23 protein-coding genes are annotated in these 26015 nt (G+C 68.5%); 14 read left to right on the top strand and 9 right to left on the bottom strand.

Annotated elements, in window-relative coordinates:
- The first annotated feature begins 324 nt into the window (after positions 1 to 324).
- The 4 genes from rpmI to pheT all read left to right on the top strand — a co-directional run bounded on the left by rpmI (position 325) and on the right by pheT (position 4600).
- Entirely contained in the window at positions 325 to 519 is a 195-nt protein-coding gene (gene rpmI / locus G539_RS0122075; RefSeq protein ID WP_018182351.1) for a 50S ribosomal protein L35, read from the top strand.
- Positions 520 to 547: 28 nt separating this feature from the next.
- On the top strand, positions 548 to 916 hold the full coding sequence (gene rplT / locus G539_RS0122070) for a 50S ribosomal protein L20 (protein WP_029077137.1): 369 nt from the start codon (positions 548 to 550) through the stop codon (positions 914 to 916).
- Between the two features lie 172 nt (positions 917 to 1088).
- On the top strand, positions 1089 to 2171 hold the full coding sequence (pheS, locus tag G539_RS0122065; RefSeq protein ID WP_029077136.1) for a phenylalanine--tRNA ligase subunit alpha: 1083 nt from the start codon (positions 1089 to 1091) through the stop codon (positions 2169 to 2171).
- A gap of 11 nt (positions 2172 to 2182) precedes the next feature.
- A complete protein-coding gene (gene pheT, locus G539_RS0122060) occupies positions 2183 to 4600 on the top strand; it encodes a phenylalanine--tRNA ligase subunit beta (RefSeq protein WP_029077135.1) in 2418 nt (805 codons plus the stop codon).
- Between the two features lie 519 nt (positions 4601 to 5119).
- Here pheT and G539_RS0122055 read toward each other — a convergent pair.
- The 3 genes from G539_RS0122055 to G539_RS0122045 all read right to left on the bottom strand — a co-directional run bounded on the left by G539_RS0122055 (position 5120) and on the right by G539_RS0122045 (position 7011).
- Positions 5120 to 5371 (bottom strand): BQ00720 family protein, encoded by a 252-nt coding sequence (locus G539_RS0122055; RefSeq protein ID WP_029077134.1) that lies wholly within the window; start codon positions 5369 to 5371, stop codon positions 5120 to 5122.
- Positions 5372 to 5409: 38 nt separating this feature from the next.
- Entirely contained in the window at positions 5410 to 5838 is a 429-nt protein-coding gene (locus tag G539_RS0122050; RefSeq protein WP_029077133.1) for an Hsp20 family protein, read from the bottom strand.
- Between the two features lie 153 nt (positions 5839 to 5991).
- Positions 5992 to 7011: a Gfo/Idh/MocA family protein gene (locus tag G539_RS0122045; protein WP_029077132.1), complete on the bottom strand. Its 1020-nt coding sequence runs from the start codon at positions 7009 to 7011 to the stop codon at positions 5992 to 5994.
- Positions 7012 to 7139: 128 nt separating this feature from the next.
- On the opposite strand from G539_RS0122045, the gene G539_RS0122040 reads away from it, so the two are divergent.
- The 8 genes from G539_RS0122040 to G539_RS26435 all read left to right on the top strand — a co-directional run bounded on the left by G539_RS0122040 (position 7140) and on the right by G539_RS26435 (position 13898).
- Positions 7140 to 7754, top strand: a complete 615-nt coding sequence (locus G539_RS0122040) for a ribonuclease D (protein ID WP_029077131.1) — start codon at positions 7140 to 7142, stop codon at positions 7752 to 7754.
- Between the two features lie 114 nt (positions 7755 to 7868).
- Positions 7869 to 8579 (top strand): LPS export ABC transporter periplasmic protein LptC, encoded by a 711-nt coding sequence (gene lptC, locus G539_RS0122035; RefSeq protein ID WP_029077130.1) that lies wholly within the window; start codon positions 7869 to 7871, stop codon positions 8577 to 8579.
- The gene (locus tag G539_RS26440; protein ID WP_051231919.1) at positions 8576 to 9235 is read left to right on the top strand and encodes an LptA/OstA family protein; all 660 of its coding nucleotides are present in this window, start codon (positions 8576 to 8578) and stop codon (positions 9233 to 9235) included. Before lptC ends, G539_RS26440 begins: the two co-directional genes overlap by 4 nt.
- Before the next feature lie 79 nt (positions 9236 to 9314).
- Entirely contained in the window at positions 9315 to 10145 is an 831-nt protein-coding gene (gene lptB / locus G539_RS0122025) for an LPS export ABC transporter ATP-binding protein (RefSeq protein ID WP_425402374.1), read from the top strand.
- A 76-nt stretch (positions 10146 to 10221) separates the two neighbouring features.
- A complete protein-coding gene (gene rpoN / locus G539_RS0122020) occupies positions 10222 to 11766 on the top strand; it encodes an RNA polymerase factor sigma-54 (protein WP_029077128.1) in 1545 nt (514 codons plus the stop codon).
- Between the two features lie 274 nt (positions 11767 to 12040).
- Entirely contained in the window at positions 12041 to 12640 is a 600-nt protein-coding gene (gene hpf, locus G539_RS0122015) for a ribosome hibernation-promoting factor, HPF/YfiA family (RefSeq protein WP_029077127.1), read from the top strand.
- Positions 12641 to 12739: 99 nt separating this feature from the next.
- Positions 12740 to 13213 (top strand): PTS IIA-like nitrogen regulatory protein PtsN, encoded by a 474-nt coding sequence (gene ptsN, locus G539_RS0122010; protein WP_029077126.1) that lies wholly within the window; start codon positions 12740 to 12742, stop codon positions 13211 to 13213.
- 61 nt (positions 13214 to 13274) lie between these two features.
- Positions 13275 to 13898, top strand: coding sequence for a DUF3833 family protein (locus tag G539_RS26435; protein WP_051231917.1), 624 nt, complete (start codon positions 13275 to 13277; stop codon positions 13896 to 13898).
- Positions 13899 to 14095: 197 nt separating this feature from the next.
- Here G539_RS26435 and polA read toward each other — a convergent pair whose 3' ends face one another.
- Positions 14096 to 17038, bottom strand: coding sequence for a DNA polymerase I (gene polA / locus G539_RS0122000; protein WP_051231915.1), 2943 nt, complete (start codon positions 17036 to 17038; stop codon positions 14096 to 14098).
- A 93-nt stretch (positions 17039 to 17131) separates the two neighbouring features.
- Positions 17132 to 17671 (bottom strand): hypothetical protein, encoded by a 540-nt coding sequence (locus G539_RS0121995; RefSeq protein ID WP_029077124.1) that lies wholly within the window; start codon positions 17669 to 17671, stop codon positions 17132 to 17134.
- A 235-nt stretch (positions 17672 to 17906) separates the two neighbouring features.
- Between G539_RS0121995 and G539_RS25800 the strand changes: the two genes are divergently transcribed.
- A complete protein-coding gene (locus G539_RS25800) occupies positions 17907 to 20774 on the top strand; it encodes a transglycosylase domain-containing protein (protein WP_051231913.1) in 2868 nt (955 codons plus the stop codon).
- 137 nt (positions 20775 to 20911) lie between these two features.
- The gene (locus G539_RS27445; RefSeq protein ID WP_051231911.1) at positions 20912 to 21628 is read left to right on the top strand and encodes a DnaJ domain-containing protein; all 717 of its coding nucleotides are present in this window, start codon (positions 20912 to 20914) and stop codon (positions 21626 to 21628) included.
- A 264-nt stretch (positions 21629 to 21892) separates the two neighbouring features.
- Here G539_RS27445 and G539_RS0121980 read toward each other — a convergent pair whose 3' ends face one another.
- The 4 genes from G539_RS0121980 to phaZ form a co-directional block, all read right to left on the bottom strand.
- Positions 21893 to 22762 carry a sugar phosphate isomerase/epimerase family protein gene (locus tag G539_RS0121980; protein WP_051231909.1) on the bottom strand — a complete coding sequence of 290 codons (870 nt, stop codon included), beginning with the start codon at positions 22760 to 22762 and terminating at the stop codon, positions 21893 to 21895.
- A gap of 102 nt (positions 22763 to 22864) precedes the next feature.
- Positions 22865 to 23626, bottom strand: coding sequence for a M48 family metallopeptidase (locus G539_RS0121975; protein WP_029077122.1), 762 nt, complete (start codon positions 23624 to 23626; stop codon positions 22865 to 22867).
- A gap of 135 nt (positions 23627 to 23761) precedes the next feature.
- Positions 23762 to 24229: a DUF2852 domain-containing protein gene (locus G539_RS25790; RefSeq protein WP_035832261.1), complete on the bottom strand. Its 468-nt coding sequence runs from the start codon at positions 24227 to 24229 to the stop codon at positions 23762 to 23764.
- A gap of 75 nt (positions 24230 to 24304) precedes the next feature.
- Positions 24305 to 25948 carry a polyhydroxyalkanoate depolymerase gene (phaZ, locus tag G539_RS0121965; protein WP_245576942.1) on the bottom strand — a complete coding sequence of 548 codons (1644 nt, stop codon included), beginning with the start codon at positions 25946 to 25948 and terminating at the stop codon, positions 24305 to 24307.
- Positions 25949 to 26015: the final 67 nt, after the last annotated feature.

Genomic DNA, 26015 nt, shown 5'->3' with positions numbered 1-26015 from the left:
TCGATGCTGCAAGATGGCGGACCGATCGATCGGCCCGCCCTTATCTTTTCGGGGCCGGTGCGCGCGCTCGCGTCGCCTGGTCCGCTTTGGCTGGCCGGCACGGCTGGCAGGTCACTTCGGACCTTGCCACCTGCGTCCGCGCCCGCTATAAACCCGCCGTTTCCGAGCCGCCCGGCGCGAGGAACGCCGATCCGTTGGCGATTTTCTCAGGGCATGCCGCGTCGGCTCACGAATGCTTCCATGCCGAAGCGACCATCCGGCCGCCCGTCGCAAGACAGGCGCAAGGTGGTTCTCATCTCGGCAGCATGATTAAGGATGAGCAAAATGCCCAAGTTGAAGACCAAGAGCGGCGCCAAGAAGCGCTTCAAGCTCACGGGTACGGGACGCGTCAAGGCAGGCCAGGCCGGCAAGCGCCATGGCATGATCAAGCGCACCGCCAAGTTTGTCCGCAATGCTCGTGGCACGACCACGCTTTCGGACGCGGATGCGAAGATCGTCAAGCAGTTCCTGAACGGCTGATCCGTCCCCCTTACCTGGAGTTTGAACCATGTCGCGAGTTAAGCGGGGCGTAACGTCTCACGCCAAGCACAAGAAGGTCCTGAAGCGCGCCAAGGGCTTCTACGGCCGTCGCAAGAACACCATCCGCACGGCCAAGGCCGCGGTCGATAAGGCCGCCCAGTACGCCTACCGTGACCGCAAGGCCAAGAAGCGCAATTTCCGCGCGCTCTGGATCCAGCGCATCAACGCGGCCGTCCGCGAAGTTGCCGAGAACCTCACCTACAGCCGATTTATCGATGGCCTCGCGAAGGCCGGGATCGAAGTCGACCGCAAGGTGCTGGCCGAACTGGCGATCAGCCAGCCGGCTGCCTTCAAGGCGCTGGTCGATCAGGCTCAGGGCGCCCTCAAGGCCGCCTGAGTGGGGATGGCCGCCTCCGGGCGGCCTCCCGCCGGACTTTCCGGGGCCGGAACGCAACCGCGCCGCCGCCGCTCGTGAGCGGCTGCGGCGTTTGGCGTGATCCGGCGAGCATTCCTCTTCGGATCGAACTGACGATTGATCCGGCGCCGCCCAGGCGCCCATGAGGAATGACATGTCCGATCTCGAACTTCTCGAACGCGACATCCGCGCGGCCATCGACGGCGCTTCCGACGAAGCCGCCATCGAGACGATCCGCGTCTCCGCCCTCGGCAAGAAGGGCTCCGTCTCCGAACTTCTGAAGGGCCTCGGCGGCATGACGCCGGACGAGCGCAAGGTCATGGGACCGGCGCTGAACGGCCTTCGCGACCGCGTCACGGAAGCGCTCACCGCCCGCCGCGCCACGCTGAAGGAAGCCGGCCTCGCCGCGCGCCTTGCGTCGGAAGCGGTCGACGTCACGCTGCCGCTCCGGTCCAGCCCGCTCGAGCAGGGCCGCATCCATCCGATCTCCCAGGTGATCGACGAGATCTCGGCGATCTTCGGCGACCTCGGCTTCGCCATCGCCGAAGGTCCCGACATCGAGACCGACCACTACAATTTCACGGCGCTCAATTTTCCCGTCGGCCATCCGGCCCGCGAGATGCACGACACCTTCTTCTTCAATCCGGACGAGAAGGGCGAGCGGCTGCTACTTCGGACCCATACCTCCCCGGTGCAGATGCGCACGATGGAGAGCCAGAAGCCGCCGATCCGCATCATTGCGCCCGGCCGCACCTACCGCAACGACAGCGACCAGACCCATACGCCGATGTTCCACCAGGTCGAGGGCCTGGTGATCGACACGTCGAGCCATATCGGCCATCTGAAGTGGCTGCTGGAAGAATTCTGCCGCGCCTTCTTCGAGGTCGAGAAGGTCGAGATGCGCATGCGTCCGTCCTTCTTCCCCTTCACCGAGCCGTCGATGGAAGTCGACATCCGCTGCAAGCGGGTCGGCAATGAGGTGCGCTTCGGCGAGGGCGACGACTGGCTGGAAATCCTCGGCTGCGGCATGGTCCATCCGAACGTCATCCGCTTCGCCGGCCTCGATCCCGACGTCTATCAGGGCTTCGCCTTCGGCATGGGCATCGACCGCATCGCCATGCTGAAATACGGCATGCCCGACCTCAGAGCCTTCTTCGACGCCGATCAGCGCTGGCTGAACCATTACGGCTTCCGCCCGCTTGACCTGCCCACCCTCGTCGGCGGCCTGAGCGCGTAAAGGAAAGACCCATGAAATTCACGCTTTCCTGGCTCAAGGAGCATCTTGAGACCACTGCCACGCTCGACGAGATCACCGATGCGCTGACCCGCGTCGGTCTCGAGGTCGAGGAGGTCGAGGACAAGGCGAAGCTGCTCGCCCCCTTCACCATCGCCTATGTCGTCTCGGCAATTCAGCATCCGAACGCCGATCGCCTGCGCGTCTGCATGGTCGATACCGGCTCGGGCGAGCCCGTGCAGGTGGTCTGCGGCGCGCCGAACGCCCGCACCGGCATGAAGGGCGTCTTCTCGCCGGCCGGCACCTACATTCCCGGCAAGGGCATCACGCTCTCCGTCGGCACCATCCGCGGCGTCGAGAGCCACGGCATGCTCTGCTCGGAAGCCGAGCTGGAGCTGTCCGAGGACCATGACGGCATCATCGAGCTGCCGGACGACGCGCCGGTCGGCATGGGCTATGCCGAATATGCCGGCCTCGGCGATCCCGTCATCGACATCGCCATCACGCCGAACCGCCCGGATTGCCTCGGCATCCATGGCGTCGCGCGCGATCTGGCCGCGGCTGGCCTCGGCACGCTGAAGGATCGTTCGGTCGCCCCGGTCGAGGGCAAGTTCCCGTCGCCGGTCGCCGTCCATTTCGATTTCGGCGACACGCCGCCGCTGACGCCGGCCTTCGCGCTCCGCCTGGTGCGCGGCGTCAAGAACGGCCCCTCGCCGGAATGGATGCAGCAGAAGCTGCGCGCCATCGGGCTCCGGCCGATCAACGCGCTGGTCGACATTACCAATTACCTGACCTTCGACCGCGGCCGGCCGCTGCACGTCTTCGACGCGGCCAAGGTCAAGGGCGACCTGACGGTGCGCCGCGCCGTCAGCGGCGAGACGCTGCTGGCGCTCGACGGCAAGACCTACGCGCTCGACCCGTCGATCTGCGTCATCTCCGATGACAACGGCATCGAATCGCTCGGCGGCATCATGGGCGGCGAGGCGTCGGGCTGCTCCGACGACACCGTCGACGTGCTGATCGAATCGGCGCTCTGGGAGCCGCTCAACATCGCCCAGACCGGCCGCAAGCTCGGCATCAACTCGGACGCGCGCTACCGCTTCGAGCGTGGCGTCGATCCGGCCTTCATGCTGCCGGGCCTCGAGCTCGCCACCCGCCTGGTGCAGGAGATCTGCGGCGGCGAGGCCAGCGACGTCGTCGTCACCGGCGCCGCGCCGGAGCCGCATCTGTCGCTTGCCTTCCCGATCGCCGAGGTCAAGCGCCTCGCCGGCATCGACCCGACCGAGGACGAGATCCGCCGCGTGCTGACCGCGCTCGGCTTCACCGTCTCGGGCGCCGCGCCGGTGCTGACCGTCGGCGTGCCGTCCTGGCGTCCTGACGTCGATGGCAAGGCCGACCTGGTCGAGGAAGTCATGCGCATCCTCGGCGTCGACCGCGTGCCGTCGACGCCGCTGCCGAAGTCGGAGAACGTCTCCAAGCCGGTGCTGACGCTCGCACAGACCCGCACCCGCCGCGCCAAGCGGGCGCTGGCCGCGCGCGGCCTGGTCGAGGCGGTGACCTGGTCCTTCGTCGCCAAGCCGGTGGCCGAGGCCTTCGGCGGCGGCAAGCCGGAGCTGGCGCTCGCCAACCCGATCTCGACCGACATGTCGGACATGCGGCCGAGCCTGCTGCCGGGGCTGCTTCTGGCGTCGCAGCGCAATGCCGACCGCGGCTTCGCCGATCTCGCGCTGTTCGAAGTCGGGCAGATCTTCCGCGGCATCAAGCCGGCCGACCAGCTGACATCAGCGACCGGCATCCGCCGCAACACGGCGACGGTCAACGGCGCCGGCCGCCACTGGCAGGGCAAGGCGCCCGCCGTCTCGGTCTATGACGCCAAGGCGGATGCGCTTGCGCTTCTCGATGCGCTCGGCGCCCAGGTGGACAAGTTCCAGATCGTCGCCGGCGCGCCGTCCTGGTTCCATCCCGGCCGCTCGGGCACGATCCAGCTCGGTCCGCAGAACATCATCGGCTGGTTCGGCGAGCTGCACCCGACCGTGCTGGAGGCGCTCGACGTCGACGGCCCGCTCGTCGGCTTCGAGATCTTCCTCGACGCGATCCCCGCGCCGCGCGCCCGGCCGACCAAGACCAAGCCGCCGCTCGAGCTGGTGCCGTTCCAGCCGGTGACGCGCGACTTCGCCTTCGTCGTGGACCGCAATGTCGAGGCGGCGAAGCTGATCCGCGCCGCCCAGGGCGCCGACAAGGCGCTGATCTCTGGTGTTGCCGTGTTCGACGTGTTCGAGGGCGCGTCGATCGGCGCCGACAAGAAGTCGGTCGCGATCGAGGTCACGCTGCGGCCGACCCAGAAGACGCTGACGGACGAGGAGATCGACGCCGTGTCGGCGAAGATCGTCGCCCAGGTCTCGAAGGCGACCGCGGGCGTGCTGCGCTCGTAAGCCTCGGTCCTTGAACAAAAAAAGCCGCCCGGATGCGAGTCCGGGCGGCTTTTTGCATTTTTGGGCCGTGCGGGGGAGAGGGCTCTCACCGCTTTCAGGCACCGTCGCCCCGGCGGAGGCCGGGGCCCATAAACACTGGCCCCGGAAATTCCAGCTCAGCCTTCTGGTCACAGATTGGTGTGTCTGGATCCCGGCCTGCGCCGGGATGACGGCGGAGGGTGGAACAGCCTGGGCGCGTCGACGGCACGGCCGGCCGCACTGCGTGCGTCCACCTCTCCTGAGGGAGGGGGCCGGATGTTCCCTGGACCCTCCTTCGAGGCCCGGCTGCGCCGGGCACCTCAGGATGATGATCGAACTTGGGGATGCCGTCGGGGCCGGCCGGCGGCGTTGCCGCGACAGCAGGCTCCCCCAAAAACGCAAGCGGCACCGGATTCCGCGTTCGCGCGGAGATCCGATGCCGAAACCGAAGATCAGGGGCAGGCTTTCGGGAGCGGCCGCGATGGGGGCGCGGCGTCGCGGCTATTGCAGGCTGACCGTCTCGAGGTCGTTTTCATGCGCGTTCATGACGACGGCCTCGCGGCTGTCGGAAATCATGAGCGGCGTGCCGCCGGCGTCGAGAAGGGCCCAGAACTTCTGCCCCGGGGCGATGGCGGGTGCATCCGGGAACAGGTCGCGGATGTCTTCCGACTTGATCGCCTTGACGAAGGCGATCTGGCCGCTGCCCAGGCCGGCCAGGCTTTCGGGCGAAATGGTGATGCGTGGCTCAGACATGATTGGTCTCCTCAATACGAGCGAGAGGACCGGCGACCTCAGTCGCGAACGCCGATCTCGATCTTGCGGACGATCCGTTCCGGCGTGGGCCGGGCGAGGTCAATCGCAAGCAGTCCATCTTTCAACTCCGCCGAGATGATCTCGATCCCGTCGGCCAGCACGAATGTCTTCTGGAACTGTCGTGCCGCGATGCCGCGGTGAAGGAAGATCCGCTCGCGCTCGTCCGTCTGGCGACCGCGGATGACGAGTTGGTTTTCCTCGACCGTCACTTCCAGCGCCTCGCGCGGGAACCCGGCGACGGCCAGCGTGATCCGGAGGCATTCGTCGCGTGCGTCCGTCTTCTTGATCCGCTCGATGTTGTAGGGCGGATAGCCGTCTCCAGACGCCTTCGCGACCCGATCGAGGGCTCGCTCGATCTCGTCGAATCCGAGAAGCAGTGGACTGGAGAACGCAGAAACGCGCGACATCCACAAAGTCCTTTCACTAAGCGACCTTGTATCCGGACCCTCGAGGAGGCATCCGGCGGGACTATTCCCGTGGCCCCAATATGGTTGTCCGCCGAGCCCGCTTCAAGAACGCGCTTTGGCCCGCCTCGCCAACCTGTCGCCGGCGTGGAAAAATCACGGCGTCTCCCAGGTTCCGGACCGTTCCGAGCGGAACAGCGCGTCGAGCGCGGCCATGTTGGCGAGCGCGTCGTCGAGCCCGTATTGCCAGGGCCCGGTGCCGCGCACGGCGCGGGAGAAAGCCTCCGCCTGCAGCGCGTACTGGTCGACCGGCGGGAAGACGATGGTCTCGGCCGGCTGGCCTGGGCCGTGCAGGTCGAGCAGGATCTTCGACTTCTCGTCGGTCGGGGCCGAGAACGGCGTCTCCATCTCGATCCGCCCTTCGGTTCCGACGATGCCGACGCGCTGGTGACGGAAGGCCTGGGTCGAGAGCTGGGCGCTGAACTGCCTGCCGTCGCCGAAGTTGGCAAGGATCGCGGCGGAGCGGTCCGTCTTCATCGCCGGGTCGCGGTCGATCAGGGCCATGACGCGAACCGGCTCGGCGTCGAAGATCAGCCGGGCCGAGGCGATGGCGTAGCAGCCGATGTCGAGCAGCGCGCCGCCGCCGGTTTCCGGCCGATTGCGGATGTTGGCCGGATCGACGTTCAGGAAGGAGAAGAAGGTCTGCGCGGCGCGCACCGGCCCGATCCGGCCGGCGGCGAGAATCTTGCGCACCTCCTGCCACTGGGGATGGTGGCGGATCATGAACGCCTCGCCGATCAGAACGCCGGCGGGCGCCGCCTTCAGCCGGAGCGCGTCGGCGCGGTCGAGGCCGATCGGCTTCTCGCAGAGCACATGCTTGCCCTTCGCCGCCGCCGCCAGCGTCGTCTCGACATGCAGATGGTTCGGCAACGCATTGTAGATGGCGTCGATCTCGGGATCGTCGATCAGCTCCTGGTAGGAACCGTAGGCACGCGGAATGTCGAAGGCGGCGGCGAAATGGCGCGCCGTGTCGAGCGAGCGCGAGGCGACGGCGGCGACCGTTGTCGACGGGCTCTTCAGCATGGCCGGCACGACGCGTTGCCGCGCGATCCGGGCGGTGCTCAGAATGCCCCAGCGGACCTTTTCCGTCGCGACTTCGCCTGCGAGCTTGCTCATCCGTGCCCTCCCTCTATTTCCCTGCCGGTCAGGTCGCCTTGCGGGGGTGTGACCTGCGTCATTGCAGAAGTCGACATGCTTCGCTAGGAAAACGCAAACGCTTCCGGTCCTTGGGGAATTTTTCTATCATGACGATCCGCCTGCATCGCGGCGACCTGCCCGACCTCGCCCGCTACGGCGCATCCGTCGCGATCGACACTGAGACGCTCGGGCTGAACCCGCATCGCGACCGGCTCTGCGTCGTGCAGCTGTCGCCGGGCGACGGCTCGGCCGACGTGGTGCAGATCGCGCCCGGCCAGAAGGCGGCGCCGAACCTCGTCAAGCTCCTGACCGACCCTGCCGTCACCAAGATCTTCCATTTCGCCCGCTTCGACGTCGCCGTGCTCGGCCATACCTTCGGCATCGAGGTGGCGCCGGTCTACTGCACCAAGATCGCCTCGCGGCTGACCCGCACCTATACCGACCGGCACGGCCTCAAGGACCTGGTCAAGGAGCTGCTCGACGTCGACCTGTCGAAGCAGCAGCAGAGCTCGGACTGGGCGGCGGAGAAGCTGAGCGAGGCGCAGCTCGCCTATGCGGCGTCGGACGTGCTCTACCTGCACGCCCTGAAGACCCGGCTCGACGAGCGCCTGGCGCGCGAGAACCGCACCGCTCTGGCGGAGGCGTGCTTCCGCTTCCTGCCGACCCGCGCGGCGCTCGATCTTGCAGGCTGGCCGGAAGAGGATATCTTTGCGCATTCCTGAGTGGCTGCGGCGGATTCGCCGCGCGCCTTGGTTTGCGCCGCGAAATGTCCATATTGCAGGCGCCTGTGACGCTACGGGCAGGACACATGAACATCGGATGAGAACGGAAGCGGCATGACGACGACGTCTGACTCGCGATGGCTGGCCCCGGGCCCGGAACAGTTCCTGGACGGCCGGGACGGCGCCGACGCGCGTTATCGCGCGGCCAGGCGGCACAGCGTGTTCGTCCGTGTCCTGAAGGTCGCGCTGCCGACGATCAGCCTGGTGGCGGCGGCCGGCTTCTTCGTTTTCACCTATTTCGTGCCCGACCTGCCGGAAGGCGTCGGCTTCGGTTCGATCGATGTCACCAACAACGCCATCGTGATGGAGAACCCGCATGTGTCGGGCTTCACCAACAATGGCCGCTCCTACGAGCTGAAGGCCGACCGGGCCGAGCAGTCGCTCCAGGACACCAAGGTGGTGACCCTGCAGAAGATCGGCGCCACCATCGGCCTCGGCAACGACGACACCGCCAAGGTCGACGCCACCACCGGCACCTATCACGCCGACACGCAGCGCCTCCTGCTCGACAAGTCGATCACGCTGCAGACCTCGACCGGCATCGCCGGCACGCTGCAATCGGCCGACATCGACATGAAGGCCGGCACCATGCGTTCCGACCAGCCGATCGATTTCAGCGCCCAGGGCAGCCGCATCCTGGCCAACAGCGTCGAGGTTCAGGATCGCGGCAAGCGTATTATGTTCCGCAACGGGGTGAAGGTGACGTACACTGCCCCGGCCGACTCCTCTTCCCCGCAGCCCGCAGCACCTTCGGTGATCCAATGACACGACTGTCCCACCGCCGTCTCGTTCTCGCGCTCGCCTTCCTGCCGCTGGCGCTCGGCGCCGTCGAGGCGCGGGCACAGTCCTCCGCCGACCTGTTCAAGGGCTTCCAGACCAACCAGAAGGGTCCGGTCAATGTCGAGGCCGATTCGCTCGACGTCGTCGAGAAGGACGGCCAGCGCATCTCGACCTTCACCGGCAACGTCACCGTGACGCGCGGCGACAGCGTGCTGAAGGCGGGCAAGATCTCGATCTTCTCGGCCGGCTCCAAGTCCGCTGACTCCAAATCCGCCAACGGCGCCAAGGATGGGGCCAAGGACGAGAAGAAGGAGGGCGCCCAGGCCGCCGCCGCCAAGGAGGACACCGCGCTCGAGGGCACGCTGCCGGGCGCCGGCAGCTTCACCCGCATCGAGGCGAGCGGCAAGGTCTACGTCAATTCCGGCCAGCAGACGGCGACCGGCGACACCGCCGTCGTCGACATGGTCGGCAAGCTCGTGACGCTCTCTGGCAATGTCGTGCTGAGCCAGGGGCCGAACGTGATCACCGGCAACAAGCTGACCTGGGACATGACGACCGGCCGCGCCCGGGTCGACCAGACGCCCGGTGCCCGCATTCGCGGCATCTTCACGCCCGGATCCGCGCCGGGCAAGGCGCCCTGAGCGGGTCGGCCGCGAACCGATCCCGTCCGGGATCGCCTGAGGACAGGGCCGGCGGCGCGCCGGATCATCGCACGGAGCGTTGGTGATTTTCTCTCGCCTATTCAACAGGGAGCCGAAGCCGGCTCCGGCCGCGGCGGCCCGCAAGGCGGAGCCGCCAGTCACGCGCTATGCCCCGGACGCCGGCGGCCCGGGCTGGCTGGTCGCGCATGGCCTCGGCAAGAGCTATCGCCGCCGCCGCGTCGTGCATTCGGCGAGTCTCGCGGTCGCGCGCGGCGAGGCGGTCGGCCTGCTCGGCCCGAACGGCGCCGGCAAGACCACCATCTTCTACATGATCACCGGGCTGGTGCAGGCCGACCATGGCCGCATCGAGCTCGACGGCAATGACGTCACCCAGATGCCGATGTACCGGCGCGCCCGGCTCGGCATCGGCTATCTGCCGCAGGAAACCTCGATCTTCCGCGGCATGACGGTCGAGCAGAACATCCGCGCCGTGCTCGAGGTGGTCGAGCCCGACCGCCGCAAGCGCGACGAGGAACTCGATTCGCTGCTCGCCGAGTTCCATATCAGCCATCTGCGCAAGTCGCCGGCCATCGCGCTCTCGGGCGGCGAGCGGCGGCGCTGCGAGATCGCCCGCGCGCTCGCCAGCCGGCCCGCCTTCATGCTGCTCGACGAGCCCTTCGCCGGCATCGACCCGATCGCCGTCGGCGACATCCAGACGCTGGTGCGCCACCTGACCCGGCGCGGCATCGGCGTCCTGATCACCGACCACAATGTGCGCGAGACGCTGGGCCTGATCGACAGGGCCTACATCATCCATGCCGGCGAGGTGCTGATGGAAGGGCGGCCCGACGACATCGTCGCCAGCCCGGACGTGCGCCGGCTCTATCTCGGCGAGCAGTTTACGCTTTAACCGCGCCGCGGCTTGCGATACCAAAAGGGCACGACAAGCAAGTCTTGTACCACTGCCCGGGACCCGCCGCCGAAGAATGGCTCTTTCACAGAAACTCCTGCTGAGGCAGAGCCAGTCCCTGGTGATGACGCCGCAGCTGATGCAAGCCATCAAGCTGCTGCAGCTGTCCAATCTCGACCTGGTCGCCTATGTCGACGCCGAGCTCGAGCGCAATCCGATGCTCGAGCGCGACGACCGCGACGCCGCCGTCGATGCCGGTCCGCCGCTGGCGAGCGGCGACGACGCCGACGAGGACCGCGCCGCCGCCCGCGACGTGGCCGAGGAGCGGCCGGACTGGCTGGAGACGCGGCTCGAAGTGTCGCCGGACGCGATCGCCGCGCGGCTCGACACCGACCTCGCCAATGTGTTTCCCGATGACCACGGCGCCGCCGCGGGCGAGGCCGCCGCGCCGCCGCTCGATCCCTGGTCGATGCCATCGGAGCGCGCCGCGATCAGCGGCGACGACTACAATCTCGAGGCGTTTGTCGCCGCCGAGACCTCGCTCGCCGGCCGGCTCGGCGAGCAGCTCGGCCTGGCCGTCGCCGATCCGGTTCGGCGGCTGATCGGCCAGGCGCTGATCGACGAGGTCGACGCGGCCGGCTACATGCGCGGCAGCGTCGAGGCCATCGCCCATCGCCTCGGCGTGCCGGTGGCCGAGGTCGACGCGGTGCTGGCGATCCTGCAGAGCTTCGAGCCGTCCGGCGTCTGTGCCCGCGATCTCGCCGAATGCCTGGCCATCCAGCTCCGCGAGCGCGACCGCTTCGACCCGGCCATGGCGATGCTGGTCCGCCATCTCGACCTTGTCGCGCGGCGTGATTTCGCGGCCCTGAAGAAGCTCTGCCGCGTCGACGACGAGGATCTGGCCGAGATGCTGCGCGAACTGCGCGCGCTCGATCCGAAGCCCGGCAGCGCCTTCGGCGCGGCGGTGCTGCAGCCGGTGGTGCCGGATGTCGTCGTGCGCGCGGCGCCGGACGGCTCCTGGCGGATCGAGCTCAATTCCGACACGCTGCCGCGGGTGCTGGTCAACCAGAGCTATTATGCCCGCGTCGCCCGCGGCGCCAAGGGCGAGGACCGGACCTATCTGAGCGAGTGCCTGCAGACGGCGAACTGGCTGGTGAAGAGCCTCGACCAGCGGGCCAAGACGATCCTGAAGGTGGCGACCGAGATCGTCCGCCAGCAGGACGCCTTCCTGGCGCATGGCGTCGCGCATCTGCGGCCGCTCAATCTGAAGACCGTCGCCGAGGCGATCGCGATGCACGAATCGACCGTGTCGCGCGTCACCTCGAACAAGTACATGGCGACGCCGCGCGGCCTGTTCGAGCTCAAATATTTCTTCACCGCCTCGATCGCCTCGTCCGAGGGCGGCGAGGCCCATTCCGCCGAGGCGGTGCGCCACCGCATCAAGGCGCTGATCGACGCCGAGCCGGCGGATGACGTCCTGTCCGACGACGCGCTGGTCAAGATCCTCCGCGACGGCGGCATCGACATCGCCAGGCGCACGGTCGCCAAATACCGCGAAGCGCTCAGGATTCCGTCCTCGGTGCAGCGTCGCCGGGAAAAGCAAGCCCTTCTCGTATCTTAAAGTTTTGCCGCCGCCCTTGCCTTGGGCTCGACGGATGACCAAGTCCAAGACATGATGGACGTGCCGGGAAGGCGGTTTCCTTGACTTCCCGACACGCTGTCACTAGAAGGGCGCGGCGCCAAGGGCGGCCGGGGCCTCAGGGCCGGGATGACCGGTTCGATGTCTGGCAGGCCTTGGAAGTGCCGGAACGCGACGTGCCCGACGGGGTCCGCCGTCGTCCAGTTGGATGGGCGAGCCTCGGATCGCAACGACGACCAAGGGGTACGAGAAGTCCATGTCTCTGCGCATCTCCGGTAAGAACATCGAGATCAGCGACGCCTACCGCACGCATGTGGAAGGCCGGTTGAGCGACGCGATCGGCAAGTATTTTGATGGCGGCTATTCCGGCCGCGTGGTTCTGGAGCGCGATGGAACGGGCTATCGAGTGGATTGCGCGCTGCATCTCGACAGCGGCGCCGATCTCCACGCCGAAGGACGTGGCCACGAGATCTATCCGTCCTTCGAGCAGGCGGCGGACCGGATCGAGAAGCAGTTGCGGCGCTACAAGCGCAAGCTGAAGGATCATCGCTACCACGAGCAGCGCAATGGTGCGGCGGAGGCCGAAGCCAGCTATACCGTGCTCGCGGCGACGCCGGACGAGGACGAGGAACTGGCGGCCGACTACAAGCCCATGGTGATCGCCGAGGAGACCAAGGCGCTGCGGACGATGTCGGTCTCGGGCGCGGTGATGGCCATGGATCTCGCAGAATCACAGGTCGTCGTGTTCCGGCACGCCGGCCATGGCGGCGTCAACGTCGTCTATCGCCGTCGCGACGGCAACATAGGGTGGATCGACCCGGCCCAGGCCGGCAAAGGGGATACCGTCGGCAGTTAATTCCGCGTAAGCTTGGAATGAAGCTTCGGCGCGCTCGGGGAGCGCGCCGAACGACGGGTCTCGGACCAAAGGTTTGAACGAGGCATTTTGAACCAAGTCATGGACCTCAGTGATCTGATCAGCCTGGACGGCATCGTCCCGGCCCTGAAAGCCAATGGCAAGAAGCAGGCTCTTCAGGAACTCGCCGAAAAGGCTGCAAAGCTGACCGGTCTCGACGAACGGCAGATCTTCGACACGCTGCTGCAGCGTGAACGGCTTGGCTCGACCGGTGTCGGCAACGGCATCGCCATCCCGCATGGCAAGCTTGCCCAGCTGGACCGTATCCATGGCATCTTCGCCCGGCTTCCCAAGCCGATCGATTTTGAATCGCTCGACGACCAGCCGGTCGACCTGATCTTCCTGCTGCTCGCGCCGGAGAACGCCGGCGCCGACCATCTGAAGGCGCTCGCCCGCATCGCCCGCCTGCTGCGCGAGCCCGGCCTCGCCAACAAGCTGCGCGCTTCCGGCGACCAGGCGGCGCTCTACGCCGTGCTGACGGAAAGCTGCACGGCCGCCAATGTCGTGACGGGCTGACGAAGCGGCCAAACTCGGTCTAGATTGTCCCGGCATGCCTTTCCGCCTGTCGGGGCTCCCCATGAAGATCGCGCGATTTTTCCTCGTCCTGTTGCTGGCCGTCGCCACGGCGCCGGCCGCCATCGCGGAACCGAAGCCGGCCAAGGCGGAGGCTGCCAAGGCGCTGCCGACTAAGGCGCAGCCGACCAAGACGCCGGCTACGAGGCAGACGCTGGAGGAAGCGTTCCGCGGCCGCGCGACCGGCGTCGGCCGCTTCAAGAGCCGGCTTGCCGGCGTCGATCGCGGCTTCGTCGTGACGACCAACGGCCGCCGCAGCGGCGACCATTTCGTCCTCGACCAGCATTTCCGCTTCGACAACGGCTCGCTCGACCGCCGCACCTGGCGCTTCCGGCGCACCGGCCCGAACACCTATGTCGGCACCCGCCAGGACGTCGTCGGCGAGGCGCAGGTGCGCGTCGAGGACGACCGCATCCGCATGTCCTACGACCTGATCACGCGCGGCAGGGACGGCGGCAAGCTCAAGCTGCATTTCGAGGACACGATCCGCCGCACCGGCCGCGACACCATCACCAACAATGGCGTGATCTCGACGCTCGGCATGAATGTCGGCTCGGTCGACGTCACCTTCCAGCGCCAGAAGGGCGAGCGCCGGCGCGCCAAGACGCAGGAAACCGCCGGGCGATAGCGATCTCGCGCCGTCGACGCCGCGCAGGCGTCATTCCTGCGAAAGCAGGAATCCACGGTCCCGCTTTCCCATGCCGATGCTGAATGGATCCCTGCTTTCGCAGGGATGACGGGGAGCGTGGCCGGCGCAAACGCGCCGCCGCTCCCTGAGGGCCCCGCTTCGCCCTCCCCGCAAGGGGGAGGGGATTTCCTGTGAGCCTAGTGCGCCTCGTCCCAATTGTCGGCGGCGCGGGCATCGACGCTCAGGGGCACGCTGAGCGCCACCGCCGGCGACGGCGCGTGCTCCATCACGCGGGTGACGAGCGCCAGCGTCGGCTCGATCTCCGCCTCCGGCACCTCGAAGATCAGTTCGTCATGCACCTGCAGCAGCATGCGCGCGCGAAGCCCCGCCTCCGCCAGCGCCGGCTCGACGCGGATCATGGCGCGGCGGATGATGTCGGCCGCCGTGCCCTGCAGGCGCGCATTGATGGCGGCGCGCTCGTTGAAGGCGCGGATCGAGGCGTTCTTCGAGGCGATCTCGGGATAGTGGCAGCGGCGGCCGAACAGGGTCGTGACATAGCCGAGGTCGCGGCAGGAGCGCTTGGTCTCCTCCATGTAGTCGCGGATGCCCGGGAAGCGCTCGAAATAGCGCTTGATGTAGGCGCCGGCCTCTTCGCGCGCGATGCCGAGCTGGTTGGCGAGGCCGAAGGCCGAGATGCCGTAGATGATGCCGAAATTGATCGCCTTGGCGCGCCGGCGCACGTCGCCCGGCATGCCCTCGACCGGCACGCCGAACATCTCGGACGCGGTGAGCGCGTGGATGTCGATGCCGTTCGCGAAGGCGTTCTTCAGCTGCGGGATGTCGGCGATCTCGGCGAGCAGGCGCAGCTCGATCTGCGAATAGTCGGCAGAGACCAGCTTGTGGCCGGGATCCGCGATGAAGGCGGCGCGGATCTTGCGCCCCGCCTCGGTGCGGACGGGGATGTTCTGCAGGTTGGGCTCGGACGAGGACAGTCGCCCGGTCGTCGTCGCGGCCAGCGCGTAGGAGGTGTGGACGCGCTTGGTCTCGGGATGCAGGTAGGTCGGCAGCGCGTCGGTATAGGTCGAACGCAGCTTGGAGAGCTGGCGCCAGTCCAGGATCTTCTGCGGCAGCTCGTAGCCCTGCTCGGCCAGGTCTTCCAGGATGCTGGCGCCGGTCGCCCAGGCGCCGGTCGCCGTCTTGGTGCCGCCCGGCAGGCCCATGACGCCGAACAGGATGTCGCCGAGCTGCTTCGGCGAGCCGACATTGAAGGGCTGGCCGGCCAGTTCCTGGATCTCGGCCTCGAGCGCGCCGGCCTTCTGGGCGAACTCGCCGGAGAGGCGCGACAGGATCGCCCGGTCGATCGAGATGCCGCGCCGCTCCATCGAGGCCAGCACCGGCACCATCGGCCGCTCCAGCGTCTCGTAGACGGTCGTCATGCCCTCGGCCACCAGGCGCGGCTTCAGCACCTGCCAGAGGCGGAGCGTGACGTCGGCGTCCTCGGCCGCATAGGCGCTGGCGCGCTCGATCGGCACGCGATCGAAGGTGATCCGCGCCTTGCCCTTGCCGGTGACGTCGTCATAGGCGATCGGCGTGTGGCCGAGCCATTTTTCCGACAGCGGGTCCATGCCATGCGCGCCGCGCCCGGCGTCGAGCACGTAGGAGATCAGCATGGTGTCGTCGAACGGCGCCGTCTCGATGCCGTAGCGGGCCAGCACCAGCCAGTCATATTTGAGGTTCTGCGCCACCTTGAGCACCGAGCGGTCCTCGAGCAGCGGCTTCAGAATCGCGAGCGCCGCGCGGATCTCGAGCTGGCCCTCGACCAGCCCTTCGGTGAACAGCCCGTCGCCCTCGCCGCGATGGGCGAGCGGGATGTAGCAGGCCTCGTTCGGCGCGATCGCCAGCGAGACGCCGACCAGCTCGGCCTGCATCGGGTCGAGCGAGGTGGTTTCGGTGTCGACGGCGACGACGCCGCGCTCGGTGGCCCGCGCCACGAAATCGAGCAGCCGCTCCTCGGAGCGGATGGTCTCGTACCGGGAATGGTCGAAGGGGAGCGCGCGGATGTTCCGCGCCCGCTCGGCGGCGTGGGCGGCCGGGGTCAGCCCGGCGATGTCGGCGATCGGCGCCGTCGCGCCGTCGGGGCCGGCAGGGGCTTGCGCTGCCTCGGTCTGGCGGCTGGGGGCGACCAGGGCGCTGTTGGCCTCGACGGCGCCGGATTCGACGCCCGTCGCCGCGGCGACGCGGCCGGTCAGCGTCGTGAACTCCATCGCCTTCAGGAACGCGATCAGCTGCTCGCCGATGACCGGGCGGACGCCGAGCCGGTCGATCGGCTCGGCGAGCGGCACGTCGCGGTCGAGCGTCACGAGCTGCATCGAGATGCGCGCCAGATCGGCGTTGGCGATCAGCGCCTCGCGCCGCTTCGGCTGCTTGATCTCCGGCGCGCGCTCAAGAAGCGTCTCGAGGTCGCCATAGGTCTCGATCAGCTGCGCCGCGGTCTTGATGCCGATGCCGGGCACGCCGGGCACGTTGTCGACCGAGTCGCCGGCGAGCGCCTGCACGTCGGCGACCTTTTCCGGCGGCACGCCGAATTTCTCGATCACCTCGTCGCGGCCGATCGTCTTGCCCTTCATCGTGTCGAGCATCTGCACGCCCGGCTCGATCAGCTGCATCAGGTCCTTGTCGGAAGCGACGATGGTGACGTCCGCGCCGGCGGCGACCGCCTGCTTGGTATAGGTGGCGATCAGGTCGTCGGCCTCGAAACCCTTCTGCTCGATCGACGGCACGTTGAAGGCGACCACGGCCTGGCGGATCAGGCCGAACTGCGGCCGCAGGTCCTCCGGCGGCTCCGGCCGATGCGCCTTGTACTGGTCGTAGAGCGCGTTGCGGAAGGTGGTCGAGGAATGGTCGAAGATGACGGCGAGATGGGTCGGTTTGACGCCGGCCTCGTTCGCTTCCTTCAAGAGCCGCCACAGCATGTTGCAGAAGCCGGCGACGGCGCCGACCGGCAGGCCGTCCGACTTGCGCGTGAGCGGCGGCAGCGCGTGATAGGCGCGGAAGATGTAGGACGATCCGTCCACCAGGAAGACGTGGTCGCCTTTCTGGACGGGGCGCGAGGCGATGGCGGGAGCGAGCGTTTCTGACATGCGCGGACTATGCCCGCGGCCATCCGATTTGGCTACAGCGCGCGACGCGATGGCGGCGGTTCTGCTGCCATCGTCTTGCCGGTCGGGGAAGGGTCAGTTCCTGGCGGCCGGGGCGGCGGCCACGACGACGCTCGCCACCGCGAGGCAGGCCAGGATGCCGGCGAGCGCCAGCACCATCTGCATCAGCGGGCCGTCGGTGATGCCGGCGGTCGCGGCGAGCGCAGCGATCAGGCCGAGGCCGATCGCGCCGCACAGGCTGCCGAGCCGCTCGCGGGCGAAGGCGGCGACGATGACCCTGAGGCTGCCGGCCGTCAGCAGGCCGAAGATGAGGAAGGCGGCGTAGAGCGCCCACTCTTCCGAGGGCGGCAGCAGCGGCGCGAAGGGGGCGAGGCCGGTCAGCGCCGCGGCACCGAGGATCGGGCGGCGCGACAGGCTGGTGACGGCGGTCGCGGCGAGCGCGCCGGTCATGTAGACGAAGGCGGTGAGCGCGATCGGGGTCAGCGCGGCGAGGGCGGCGGCCGGCTCAAGCGGCGCCTTGCCGCCGAAGAAGAGCACGAGCGTCGCCGACGCGGCCAGGGTCGCGGCCGTCCGTACCGTCGCCTGCTGTCTCGTCTGTTCCGCCACCTGTGCCATTGCCGTCTCCCTCGAGCGACCTGTTGCTTAACGATGTGTTAGCCATCTTCGTTCCCGGGCGCTGTTATTCGGGTCACAGATCAGCCCAGCTTGTGGATGAGGTAGCGCGCGCCGCGCCGAATGCTTGCCCGCGGCGATCAACTCCCCCTCAAATCGCCGTATTCATCCGGCATTCGGGCCGAAGTTCCGGCGCTGTTAGCGCTTTTTTGACCTTTCTGTGGAAGACGAAACCAGTATGGCGAGACCGCCCCCGGGCCGCGATCGGATCGAGCCGGTGCTCGACAGGTCGCAGGAGACCCCGTCGAGCGCATTCGACATCCGGCTTGGCGAGGACGATCGGACCGCCGGCGGCCGCGCCGAGCCGCGCGCCGGCCGGGACCGCGCCGAGCGGTCCGACGAGCGGCCGAAGGCGGCCGATCGGACCGAGCGCAGCGAGCCCTCCTTCGGCCCCGCCGGCGGGCGGGACGAACCGGCCTGGGACGATGTTCATTTCGACGAGCCTGGTCGCGCGGAGCCGCGCCTGGACGATGCCGGGCGGGACGAGCCGCCGCGCGCGAGCCGTCCGCGCCGCGCCGCCCCGAGCGATGCGCCGCGCCTCGGCGCGCCCGAGCCGGGCCCCGACGAGCGCAAGGCGCGGTCGCGCCGCGAGCCCGAGATCGGCGCCGCCGACCGGCGGGGCCGCCAGGCAGACCCGGACGTCCTCGACGTCGACATTGAGGATGCGGAATTCATCGATCTCGATGAAGATGACCCCATGGCCGATTCCCGCCGCTCCAGATCCCGTCGCTCCAAGGCCGCCCCGTCCCGCAAGAAGGGGCGCGCGCGGGGGCGCAGGCGTTCGGGCGGCTCCGGCCTCGGCCGGTTCATCCGCGGCAGCGTCAAATGGGCGCTGATCCTGATGTTCTGGGGCACGGTGGCGCTCGGCGGCACCATCGCCTATTTCGCCACCCAGCTGCCGTCGACGGCCGACTGGGCGGTGCCGAAGCGGCCGCCCAACATCAAGGTGCTGGCGAATGACGGCTCGCTGATCGCCAATCGCGGCGACACGGGCGGCGAATCCGTCCGGCTCGACGAACTGCCGCCCTATCTGAGCCAGGCCGTCATCGCCATCGAGGACCGCCGCTTCTACAGCCATTTCGGCGTCGATCCGCTCGGCCTGGTCCGCGCGGCCTATGTCAATTTCCGTTCCGGCGACGTCGTGCAGGGCGGCTCGACCGTGACGCAGCAGCTCGCCAAGAACCTGTTCCTGAAGCCGGAGCGCACGCTGGACCGCAAGATCCAGGAAGCGATCATGGCGCTGTGGCTGGAGAGCAAATACTCCAAGGCGCAGATCATGGAGTCCTACCTGAACCGCGTCTATCTCGGCGCCGGCACCTATGGCGTCGACGCCGCCTCGCGGCGCTATTTCGGCAAGTCGGCGCGCGACATCTCGCTGAAGGAGGCGGCGATCCTGGCCGGCCTGCTGAAGGCGCCGTCGCGCTTCGCGCCGACCTCGGCGCCCGAGGCCGCCAATGCGCGCGCCAACGTCGTGCTCGGCGCGATGCGCGAGGCCGGCTTCATCACCGCCGCGCAGCAGAAGGAAGCCGCCGCGATCACCATCAAGGCGCGCCCCGAGGCCGAGGGCGGCGCCGGCCGCTACGTCGCCGACTGGGTCGCCGACCTGGTGCCCGAGGTGGTCGGCGCGCTGGAGCAGGACGTGGTCGTCGAGACGACGATCGATCCGCATCTCGAGGCCGCCGCCGGCAAGGCGCTGAGCGAGGCGCTCGACAAGAACGGCAAGGCGTTCGGCGTGTCGCAGGGCGCGCTGGTGGCGATCGATGGCACCGGCGCCGTGCGGGCGCTGGTCGGCGGCCGCGACTACCAGAAGAGCCAGTTCAACCGCGCCGTCGAGGCGAAGCGCCAGCCGGGCTCCGCCTTCAAGCCCTTCGTCTATCTGGCGGCGCTCGAATACGGCCTGGTGCCGGAATCGATCCGCGTCGACGAGCCGATCCGCATCGGCAACTGGGAGCCGAAGAACTACGGCAGGAACTACAAGGGGCCGGTGACGCTGCAATCGGCGCTGGCGCTGTCGATCAATACCATCGCCGTGCAGCTCGCCAACGAGATCGGCCCGGAACACGTGGTCAAGACGGCCGAGCGGCTCGGCATCACCTCGCCGCTGCAGCCGAACCCGTCGCTGGCGCTCGGCACCTCCGAGGTCAGCCTGCTCGAGCTGACCGACGCCTATGTGCCCTTCGCCAATGGCGGCTTCGCGGCCACGCCGCATGTCATCACGCGGGTCAAGGACGTTTCCGGCAAGACGCTGTACGAGCGGCCCGGCGCGGCGGCGAGCCAGATCATCGACCCGCTCTATGTCGGCATGATGAACAGCATGATGACCGACACGCTGCAGCGCGGCACCGGCCGCAAGGCGGCGATCCCGGGTTGGCAGGCGGCGGGCAAGACCGGCACGACCAACGATTCCAAGGATGCCTGGTTCGTCGGCTACACCTCGAACCTGACGGCCGGTGTCTGGCTCGGCAACGACGATTCCAAGCCGACCAAGAGAATGACCGGCGGCAGCCTGCCGGCGCAGATCTGGCAGCGCTTCATGACCGAGGCGCACAAGGGCGTCACCGTCGCGGCGCTGCCGGGCAATTATGCCTATCGCGACCCCGACAGCTTCCAGGAAGCGCCGACCGAGTTCGACGGCCAGTCGACGGTGCAGGGCGGCCTGGTGGACGAATATGGCGAGGTCGTCGGCGGCGGGCAGCAGGCCTATCCCGCTCCGGGCCGGCCCAACGCCCAGTGGCAGACCGGTCCCGGCGTCGAGCGCGGCCAGGGCTATGGCGATCGCAGCTATGGCGACGGCAACTCTGGCGGCCGCGACAATGGCGGCCAGTATGGCGGCTATGCCGATCCCGAATCGGCCGCCGGCTGGAGCGACGGCGACTATCAGGCGCCGCCGCCGGGCGCGCGCATCTATCGCGAGGGTGATCCGTCCTATGGCGTCGAGCGCGGCGTGCCGATGCCCCCGGCCGGCGTCGGCGAACGCGCCGGTTCCGGCACCCAGCAGGCGCGGCCGCAGCGGCCGAACCTGCTCGACAGGCTGTTCGGCGGCTGAACCGCCGGTTCGCGGCGCGGGCCCGGAGGTGGACATTGCCGGCGGGGCGTGGATAGTGGCGCCGCGCCCGGCGTGGTGCTTCGGTCTGCAGCCAGCGTCGGGGGATGCGGGCGCGGCCGGCCAGGGAGTATCCGGCGATGGCCGACAAGCGCAGTCTCTACACCGAGTTGGATGTCGCGCCCGGCGCCACGCCGGCCGAGATCGACAAGGCCTACCGGCAGCGCGCCCGCACCGCGCATCCCGATGCCGGCGGCTCGTCCGAGGCGTTCCACAAGCTTTCGCATGCCTATGCCGTGCTGTCGGATCCCGAGCGCCGCAAGGCCTATGACGAGACCGGCTACGAGGGCGAACTCGCCGCCGACGACATTGTCGGCCGCGCGATGGAGCGCATCCAGGCGCTGGTTGTCTCCGTGCTGGAAAGCGACCTGCCTTTCGAGCAGGTCGACCTGATCGCCCCGATCCGCGACACGCTGACCAAGCAGAAGAGCGATGTCGGCGCCGGCATCCGCAAGCTCGAGAAGCAGGCGAAGCGCGCCGAGGCGATGGCGGCCCGCTTCCGCCGCCAGTCGGGCGACAACATCATTCGCAAGTCGCTGGAGCGCCGCGCCGCCGACACCCGCGAGATGGCGGAAAAGACCCGCCGCGAGGAAGCCGTCTTCGCCAAGGCGATCGAGCTGCTCGCCGATTACAGCTTCGATTTCGAGCCGCCGCCGAAGCCGGCGGCGCCGCCCCGGCCGCCGGAGGCCGCCAAGCCCGCCGCCGCGCCGAAGGCTCCCGAGCCGCCCAAGCCGGAACCGCCCAAGCCCGGCGCCCCCAAGCCCGGCTCGCGGCCGACGCTGAACTTGGTGCGCTGAGCGCGAGGCGGGGCACCCTCTTCACCTCTCCCATGGCGAGAGGTGAAGAGGAGCCAGAAAAGACGGTTCTGCAGCTCTCGATCTCAACATCCTGAGGAGGCTTGCGCGAGCAAGCCGTCTCGAAGGACGCACCGTCTGAGGGCCAATCTTCATGCCGCCACCGCTCTGCGTGCTTCGAGACGGCCCTCCAGGCCTCCTCAGCATGTTGAGGATGGCGTTACGCGAAGGTCTCCCCATGGGAGAAGTGAACGGGGCTTGCTCGATCTAGCCGGCAACGGCCCTCGCCGCGGTGAAATAGTTCCGGATGAAGTCGCGTTCGATCAGCAGGTGGCGGAACTCGTCGGCGTGCGGGCCGTCATAGATCAGCGTGAACGGGCCGCGGAAGCCGGCCGCGTCGGCTGCGTCCAGACAGCGGCGATAGTCCTCCGCATGCAGGACGCCGCTCGAGAAGTCGGCCTTGGCGTGGCAGCAGGTGGCGAGATCGAAGATCGCTTCCAGATCGGCGTATTTCTCCTCGCCCGACCAATTGCCGAAATCGCCGTTGAGGCCGACCGTGTCGTCGAGGCGGTCGAACAGATAGCGCACCTCGTTCGGGCCGGGCAGCAGCTCGAACCAGTTCTCGGTGATGACGCGCACGCCGCGCGCCTCGCCGTAGTGGCCGAGCCGGGTCAGCCCTTCGATGCTGCGATCGAGCGCCGCGCGCGTCGGGGCGCGGCGGCCGGCGATGACGCGGGCCTGCTCGGCGCCGAACTCGGCGGCGGTGTCGATCCAGCCCTCCATCCAGGCGAGGTCGCGCTCGCGGGTTTCCGGGTTGGTGATGTCGCCATATTCGATCAGGAGCGTCTGCAGCGTGACGCCGGCCTCGGCGAGCGCCGCGCGCAGGGCCGCCGCAAAGTCGCCGTCGCGCCGCGGCACGTGGAACGAGCAGATCTCGATGCGGTCGATGTCGAGCGCGGCGATGGCGCGCGGCATGTCGAGCAGCGTCATCCGACCGGGCCCGTAGGTCGGCTCGGCGACGGCCTCGACGTCGTGGTCCGGCCGGTTCGGATAGGTGAGGCCGAGCGCGCGATGCAGGCTCCAGCTCGAAACGGCGAGCGCCGGCAAGGCGCCTCGGGTGACGCGGTCATGCTTCATCGAAAGGGTCCGGAGTTCGAGGCGGTCATGCGGGGCAGTCGGAAACGAGGTGGCGCAGCCGTCTGGCGGCGTCTCGCATCGTGACGGGCGGCGAGGGGAAGATCAATCGGCGCCGACGGCGTGCAGCGCGGCGCCGTGGCGGTTCAGCCAGGTTTTCGCCTGTTCCATCCCGGGGCAGATGGCGGCGACATGGCGCCAGAAGCGGGGCGAATGGTTCATTTCGCGCAGATGCGCCACTTCGTGCGCGGCGAGATAATCCAGCACCTCGGGTGGCGCCATGATGATCCGCCAGGAATAGGCGATCGTGCCCGATGACGAGCACGAGCCCCAGCGGCTGATCGGGTCGCCGAGCCGGATCGTCTTCACGGTGACGCCGAGCGTCGCCGCATGCCGGGTGGTCGCCGCCTCGAGGTCGCGCCGGGCCTCGCGCTTCAGATAGTCGGTGACGCGGCGGGCGATATGCTCGGCACCGCCGGTGACGACCAGGCACGGTCCGTCGCCGGTATCCTCGATGCGGACCAGACCACGGCCTTCGCGGTGGACGATCCGGACCGGGACGCCCCGGATCGGGATCGTGCCGCCGTCGGCGATCGGCGCCGCGTCCGGCAGGGCGGCCAGGCGGGCCCGCAGCCAGCCGCGATGCCGATCGAGGAAATCCCGCGCCTCGGCGAGCTTGCCGCGCGCGGGAATCGTGACCACCGGCTCGCGCACCGAGCCGCGGACGCGCAGCGTGTAGCGGCGGGCACGGTCGTTCCAGACGATCGTCACCCGAACCGGCTCGCCGTCGATCTCGACATGGCAATGGTCCGGCTTCGGGTCGGGTCGCGGGCGGGAACTGGGGGAAAGGCGGGAAAGAAAGCCCATGCTTCGGTCGGTGCAGGCGGTGATTCGCCACGACGGATCATGGCATGAAAAAGGGCCGCCTCGCGGCGGCGGAGGCCGCTTAAAACGAAAAGAGCCGCGCGGCGCGCGGCTCCATTTCGTGACGCAAAGGCGAAGTCAGAGGTCGATGATCGGGCCGCTGTTGCGCTCGCCCGGCGTCTGGGCGTCGCGGCGGGCCGCGTCGCGCTCGGCCTTGAAGCGGTCGAACTCCTCCTGGTCGCGGGCGCGTCGCAGGTTGCGCACGAAGGCGTCGAACTCTGCGCGCTCCTCGTCGAGCTTGCGGCGCTCCTCGTCGAGGCGCTTCAGCTCGGCGGCGCGATAATCGTCGAAGGCGGCGTTGCCGCTCTGGCTGTGATAGGCGCCCCAGCGCTGGTCGCGCCGGCCCTGCCAGCCGCAGCCCGAGAAGGAGCGCTTGAAGTCGTCGCGCACGCCTTCCGCGTTGCGACGGAACTCGGGCAGCCTGTCGCCCCAGAGGATATAGGCGAGCATGGCGAGGCCGAGCGGCCAGAACACGAAGAAGCCGAGGACCATCAGCGCGATGGTGAGCGGCGTCCAGCCCGGACGCAAGGCCTGTGTGTGGGACATGGTTCCTTCCTCTCTCGCACCCCCAGTGTTCCGGAAGTGGGAAAGGTCGGATCGTCCTTCAAGGGAAAATCGGACTCAGGCTTCCGTTGCGGCTTCCTGGGCGGCGAGCAGGCGTTTCGCCTGACCGACCCAGTCCTCGCGGGCGATCCGGCCGCGCAGGCCGAGGCGGGCATCCAGCGCCGTCGCCTGCTTGGCCGTCAGGCGGGCGAGCTGGGCGAGCTCGTGGACGCCGGCGGTGTTGAGGCTCGCCTGGAGCTTCGGACCGATGCCGGCGATCCGCGTCAGCTCGTCCGTCGGCTCGGCCACGGCCTTCGCGGCGCGCGGCTTCTCCGCCGCGGGCTTCTCCGCCACGGGTTGGGCCGCCACGGGGTTGGCTGGCTTGCCCGTCGCAGGCTTGGCGGCGGCCGGTTTGGCCGTCGCGGGCCGGGAGGCCTTGACCGGCCCGGCGGCCGGGGCGGCGGCGCGGCGGCGCTGGTCGTGCGTCAGCACGAAGTCGCTGATCCGGGGCGCGATCTCGGCGCGGAAGCGCGAGCCGTTGAAGACGCCGTAATGGCCGACCTTGGGCTGCACGTAATGCGCCCGCATGTCGGCCGGGATATTGGTGCACAGATGCTGCGCCGCCTCGGTCTGGCCAACGCCCGAGATGTCGTCGTTCTCGCCCTCGACGGTCAGGAGCGCGATGTTGCGGACTGCCTTCAGGTCGACCTGCACGCCGCGATGGGTCATCGTTCCCTTCGGCAGTGCCTGCTGGATGAAGACGGTATCGACCGTCTGCAGGTAGAACTCCGCCGTCAGGTCCATGACGGCCAGATATTCGTCGTAGAAGTCGCGGTGCTTATCGGCCGAGTCGCCGTCGCCTTCGACCAGATGCTTGAACAGGTCGCGATGCGCCGTGACATGGCGGTCGAGGTTCATGCTCATGAAGCCGGTCAGCTGCAGGAAGCCCGGATAGACATCGCGCATGGCGCCGGGGTGGGGGAAGGGCACCTTCATCACGACATTGTCGCGGAACCAGTCGAGGCTCTTGCCGGTGGCGAGCTCGTTGACGGCGGTCGGGTTGATGCGGGTGTCGATCGGCCCGCCCATCAGCGTCATCGAGCGCGGCGCCAGGCGGTCGCCCGCCGCCTCCATCAGCGCGGCCGCCGCGATCACCGGCACGGCCGGCTGGCAGACGCCGATCACATGCACGTCCTCGCCGAGGAAGTGCAGGATCTCGATCAGGTAGTCGATATAGTCGTCGAGATCGAACGAGCCGTCGGCGAGCGGCACCATGCGGGCGTCGATCCAGTCGGTGATGTAGACCTCGTGTCGCGGCATCAGCGCCTCGACGGTGCCGCGCAGGAGCGTGGCGTAGTGGCCCGACATCGGCGCGACGATCAGAAGCTTCGGATCGCGCCGCGGCGTCTCCAGCGCGCGCTCGAAATGCAGCAGGTTGCAGAACGGGCGCTGCCAGACGGTCTTCTCCGTCACGGCGACGCGCGTGCCGCCGACCAGCGTCGTGGCGAGGTCGAAGCTCGGCTTGCCGTATCGCCGGGTCGTCCGCTCGAACAGCTCCAGCCCGGCCTGCCAGTTGCGGCCGAGCGCCGTCTGGCCGAGCGGGTTCATCGGGCTCTTCAACATCTGGCTGAACATGTCTGCCGCCGCGCGCATCGGCGACAGCGCGGCGTGGTTCAGCTCGTAAAGCTCATAATAGGACAAGGGACCCATGATGCCGTCCATCTGCCGCTCCGCTAGGGATCGGACCGGCCGGGATTCCGTCAGGCATTGCGGGCGGCGGCCAGCCTTG

Source organism: Kaistia adipata DSM 17808 (assembly GCF_000423225.1).
GTDB classification, from domain to species: domain Bacteria; phylum Pseudomonadota; class Alphaproteobacteria; order Rhizobiales; family Kaistiaceae; genus Kaistia; species Kaistia adipata.
This window is presented reverse-complemented; position numbering and strand designations above follow the sequence as displayed.

Bases quoted from the DNA above. Each gene is read 5' to 3' on its own strand.
- G539_RS0122040 (WP_029077131.1), top strand. From the start codon at position 7,140: ATGACGATCCGCCTGCATCGCGGCGACCTGCCCGACCTCGCCCGCTAC.
- G539_RS0121980 (WP_051231909.1), bottom strand. From the start codon at position 22,762: ATGAAGCATGACCGCGTCACCCGAGGCGCCTTGCCGGCGCTCGCCGTT.
- rplT (WP_029077137.1), top strand. From the start codon at position 548: ATGTCGCGAGTTAAGCGGGGCGTAACGTCTCACGCCAAGCACAAGAAG.
- G539_RS25790 (WP_035832261.1), bottom strand. From the start codon at position 24,229: ATGTCCCACACACAGGCCTTGCGTCCGGGCTGGACGCCGCTCACCATC.
- polA (WP_051231915.1), bottom strand. From the start codon at position 17,038: ATGTCAGAAACGCTCGCTCCCGCCATCGCCTCGCGCCCCGTCCAGAAA.
- G539_RS0121995 (WP_029077124.1), bottom strand. From the start codon at position 17,671: ATGGCACAGGTGGCGGAACAGACGAGACAGCAGGCGACGGTACGGACG.
- rpoN (WP_029077128.1), top strand. From the start codon at position 10,222: ATGGCTCTTTCACAGAAACTCCTGCTGAGGCAGAGCCAGTCCCTGGTG.
- lptC (WP_029077130.1), top strand. From the start codon at position 7,869: ATGACGACGACGTCTGACTCGCGATGGCTGGCCCCGGGCCCGGAACAG.
- pheT (WP_029077135.1), top strand. From the start codon at position 2,183: ATGAAATTCACGCTTTCCTGGCTCAAGGAGCATCTTGAGACCACTGCC.
- G539_RS26435 (WP_051231917.1), top strand. From the start codon at position 13,275: ATGAAGATCGCGCGATTTTTCCTCGTCCTGTTGCTGGCCGTCGCCACG.
- pheS (WP_029077136.1), top strand. From the start codon at position 1,089: ATGTCCGATCTCGAACTTCTCGAACGCGACATCCGCGCGGCCATCGAC.
- rpmI (WP_018182351.1), top strand. From the start codon at position 325: ATGCCCAAGTTGAAGACCAAGAGCGGCGCCAAGAAGCGCTTCAAGCTC.
- phaZ (WP_245576942.1), bottom strand. From the start codon at position 25,948: ATGGACGGCATCATGGGTCCCTTGTCCTATTATGAGCTTTACGAGCTG.
- G539_RS0122050 (WP_029077133.1), bottom strand. From the start codon at position 5,838: ATGTCGCGCGTTTCTGCGTTCTCCAGTCCACTGCTTCTCGGATTCGAC.
- G539_RS0122045 (WP_029077132.1), bottom strand. From the start codon at position 7,011: ATGAGCAAGCTCGCAGGCGAAGTCGCGACGGAAAAGGTCCGCTGGGGC.
- G539_RS26440 (WP_051231919.1), top strand. From the start codon at position 8,576: ATGACACGACTGTCCCACCGCCGTCTCGTTCTCGCGCTCGCCTTCCTG.
- G539_RS0121975 (WP_029077122.1), bottom strand. From the start codon at position 23,626: ATGGGCTTTCTTTCCCGCCTTTCCCCCAGTTCCCGCCCGCGACCCGAC.
- hpf (WP_029077127.1), top strand. From the start codon at position 12,041: ATGTCTCTGCGCATCTCCGGTAAGAACATCGAGATCAGCGACGCCTAC.
- G539_RS27445 (WP_051231911.1), top strand. From the start codon at position 20,912: ATGGCCGACAAGCGCAGTCTCTACACCGAGTTGGATGTCGCGCCCGGC.
- G539_RS0122055 (WP_029077134.1), bottom strand. From the start codon at position 5,371: ATGTCTGAGCCACGCATCACCATTTCGCCCGAAAGCCTGGCCGGCCTG.
- G539_RS25800 (WP_051231913.1), top strand. From the start codon at position 17,907: ATGGCGAGACCGCCCCCGGGCCGCGATCGGATCGAGCCGGTGCTCGAC.
- ptsN (WP_029077126.1), top strand. From the start codon at position 12,740: ATGGACCTCAGTGATCTGATCAGCCTGGACGGCATCGTCCCGGCCCTG.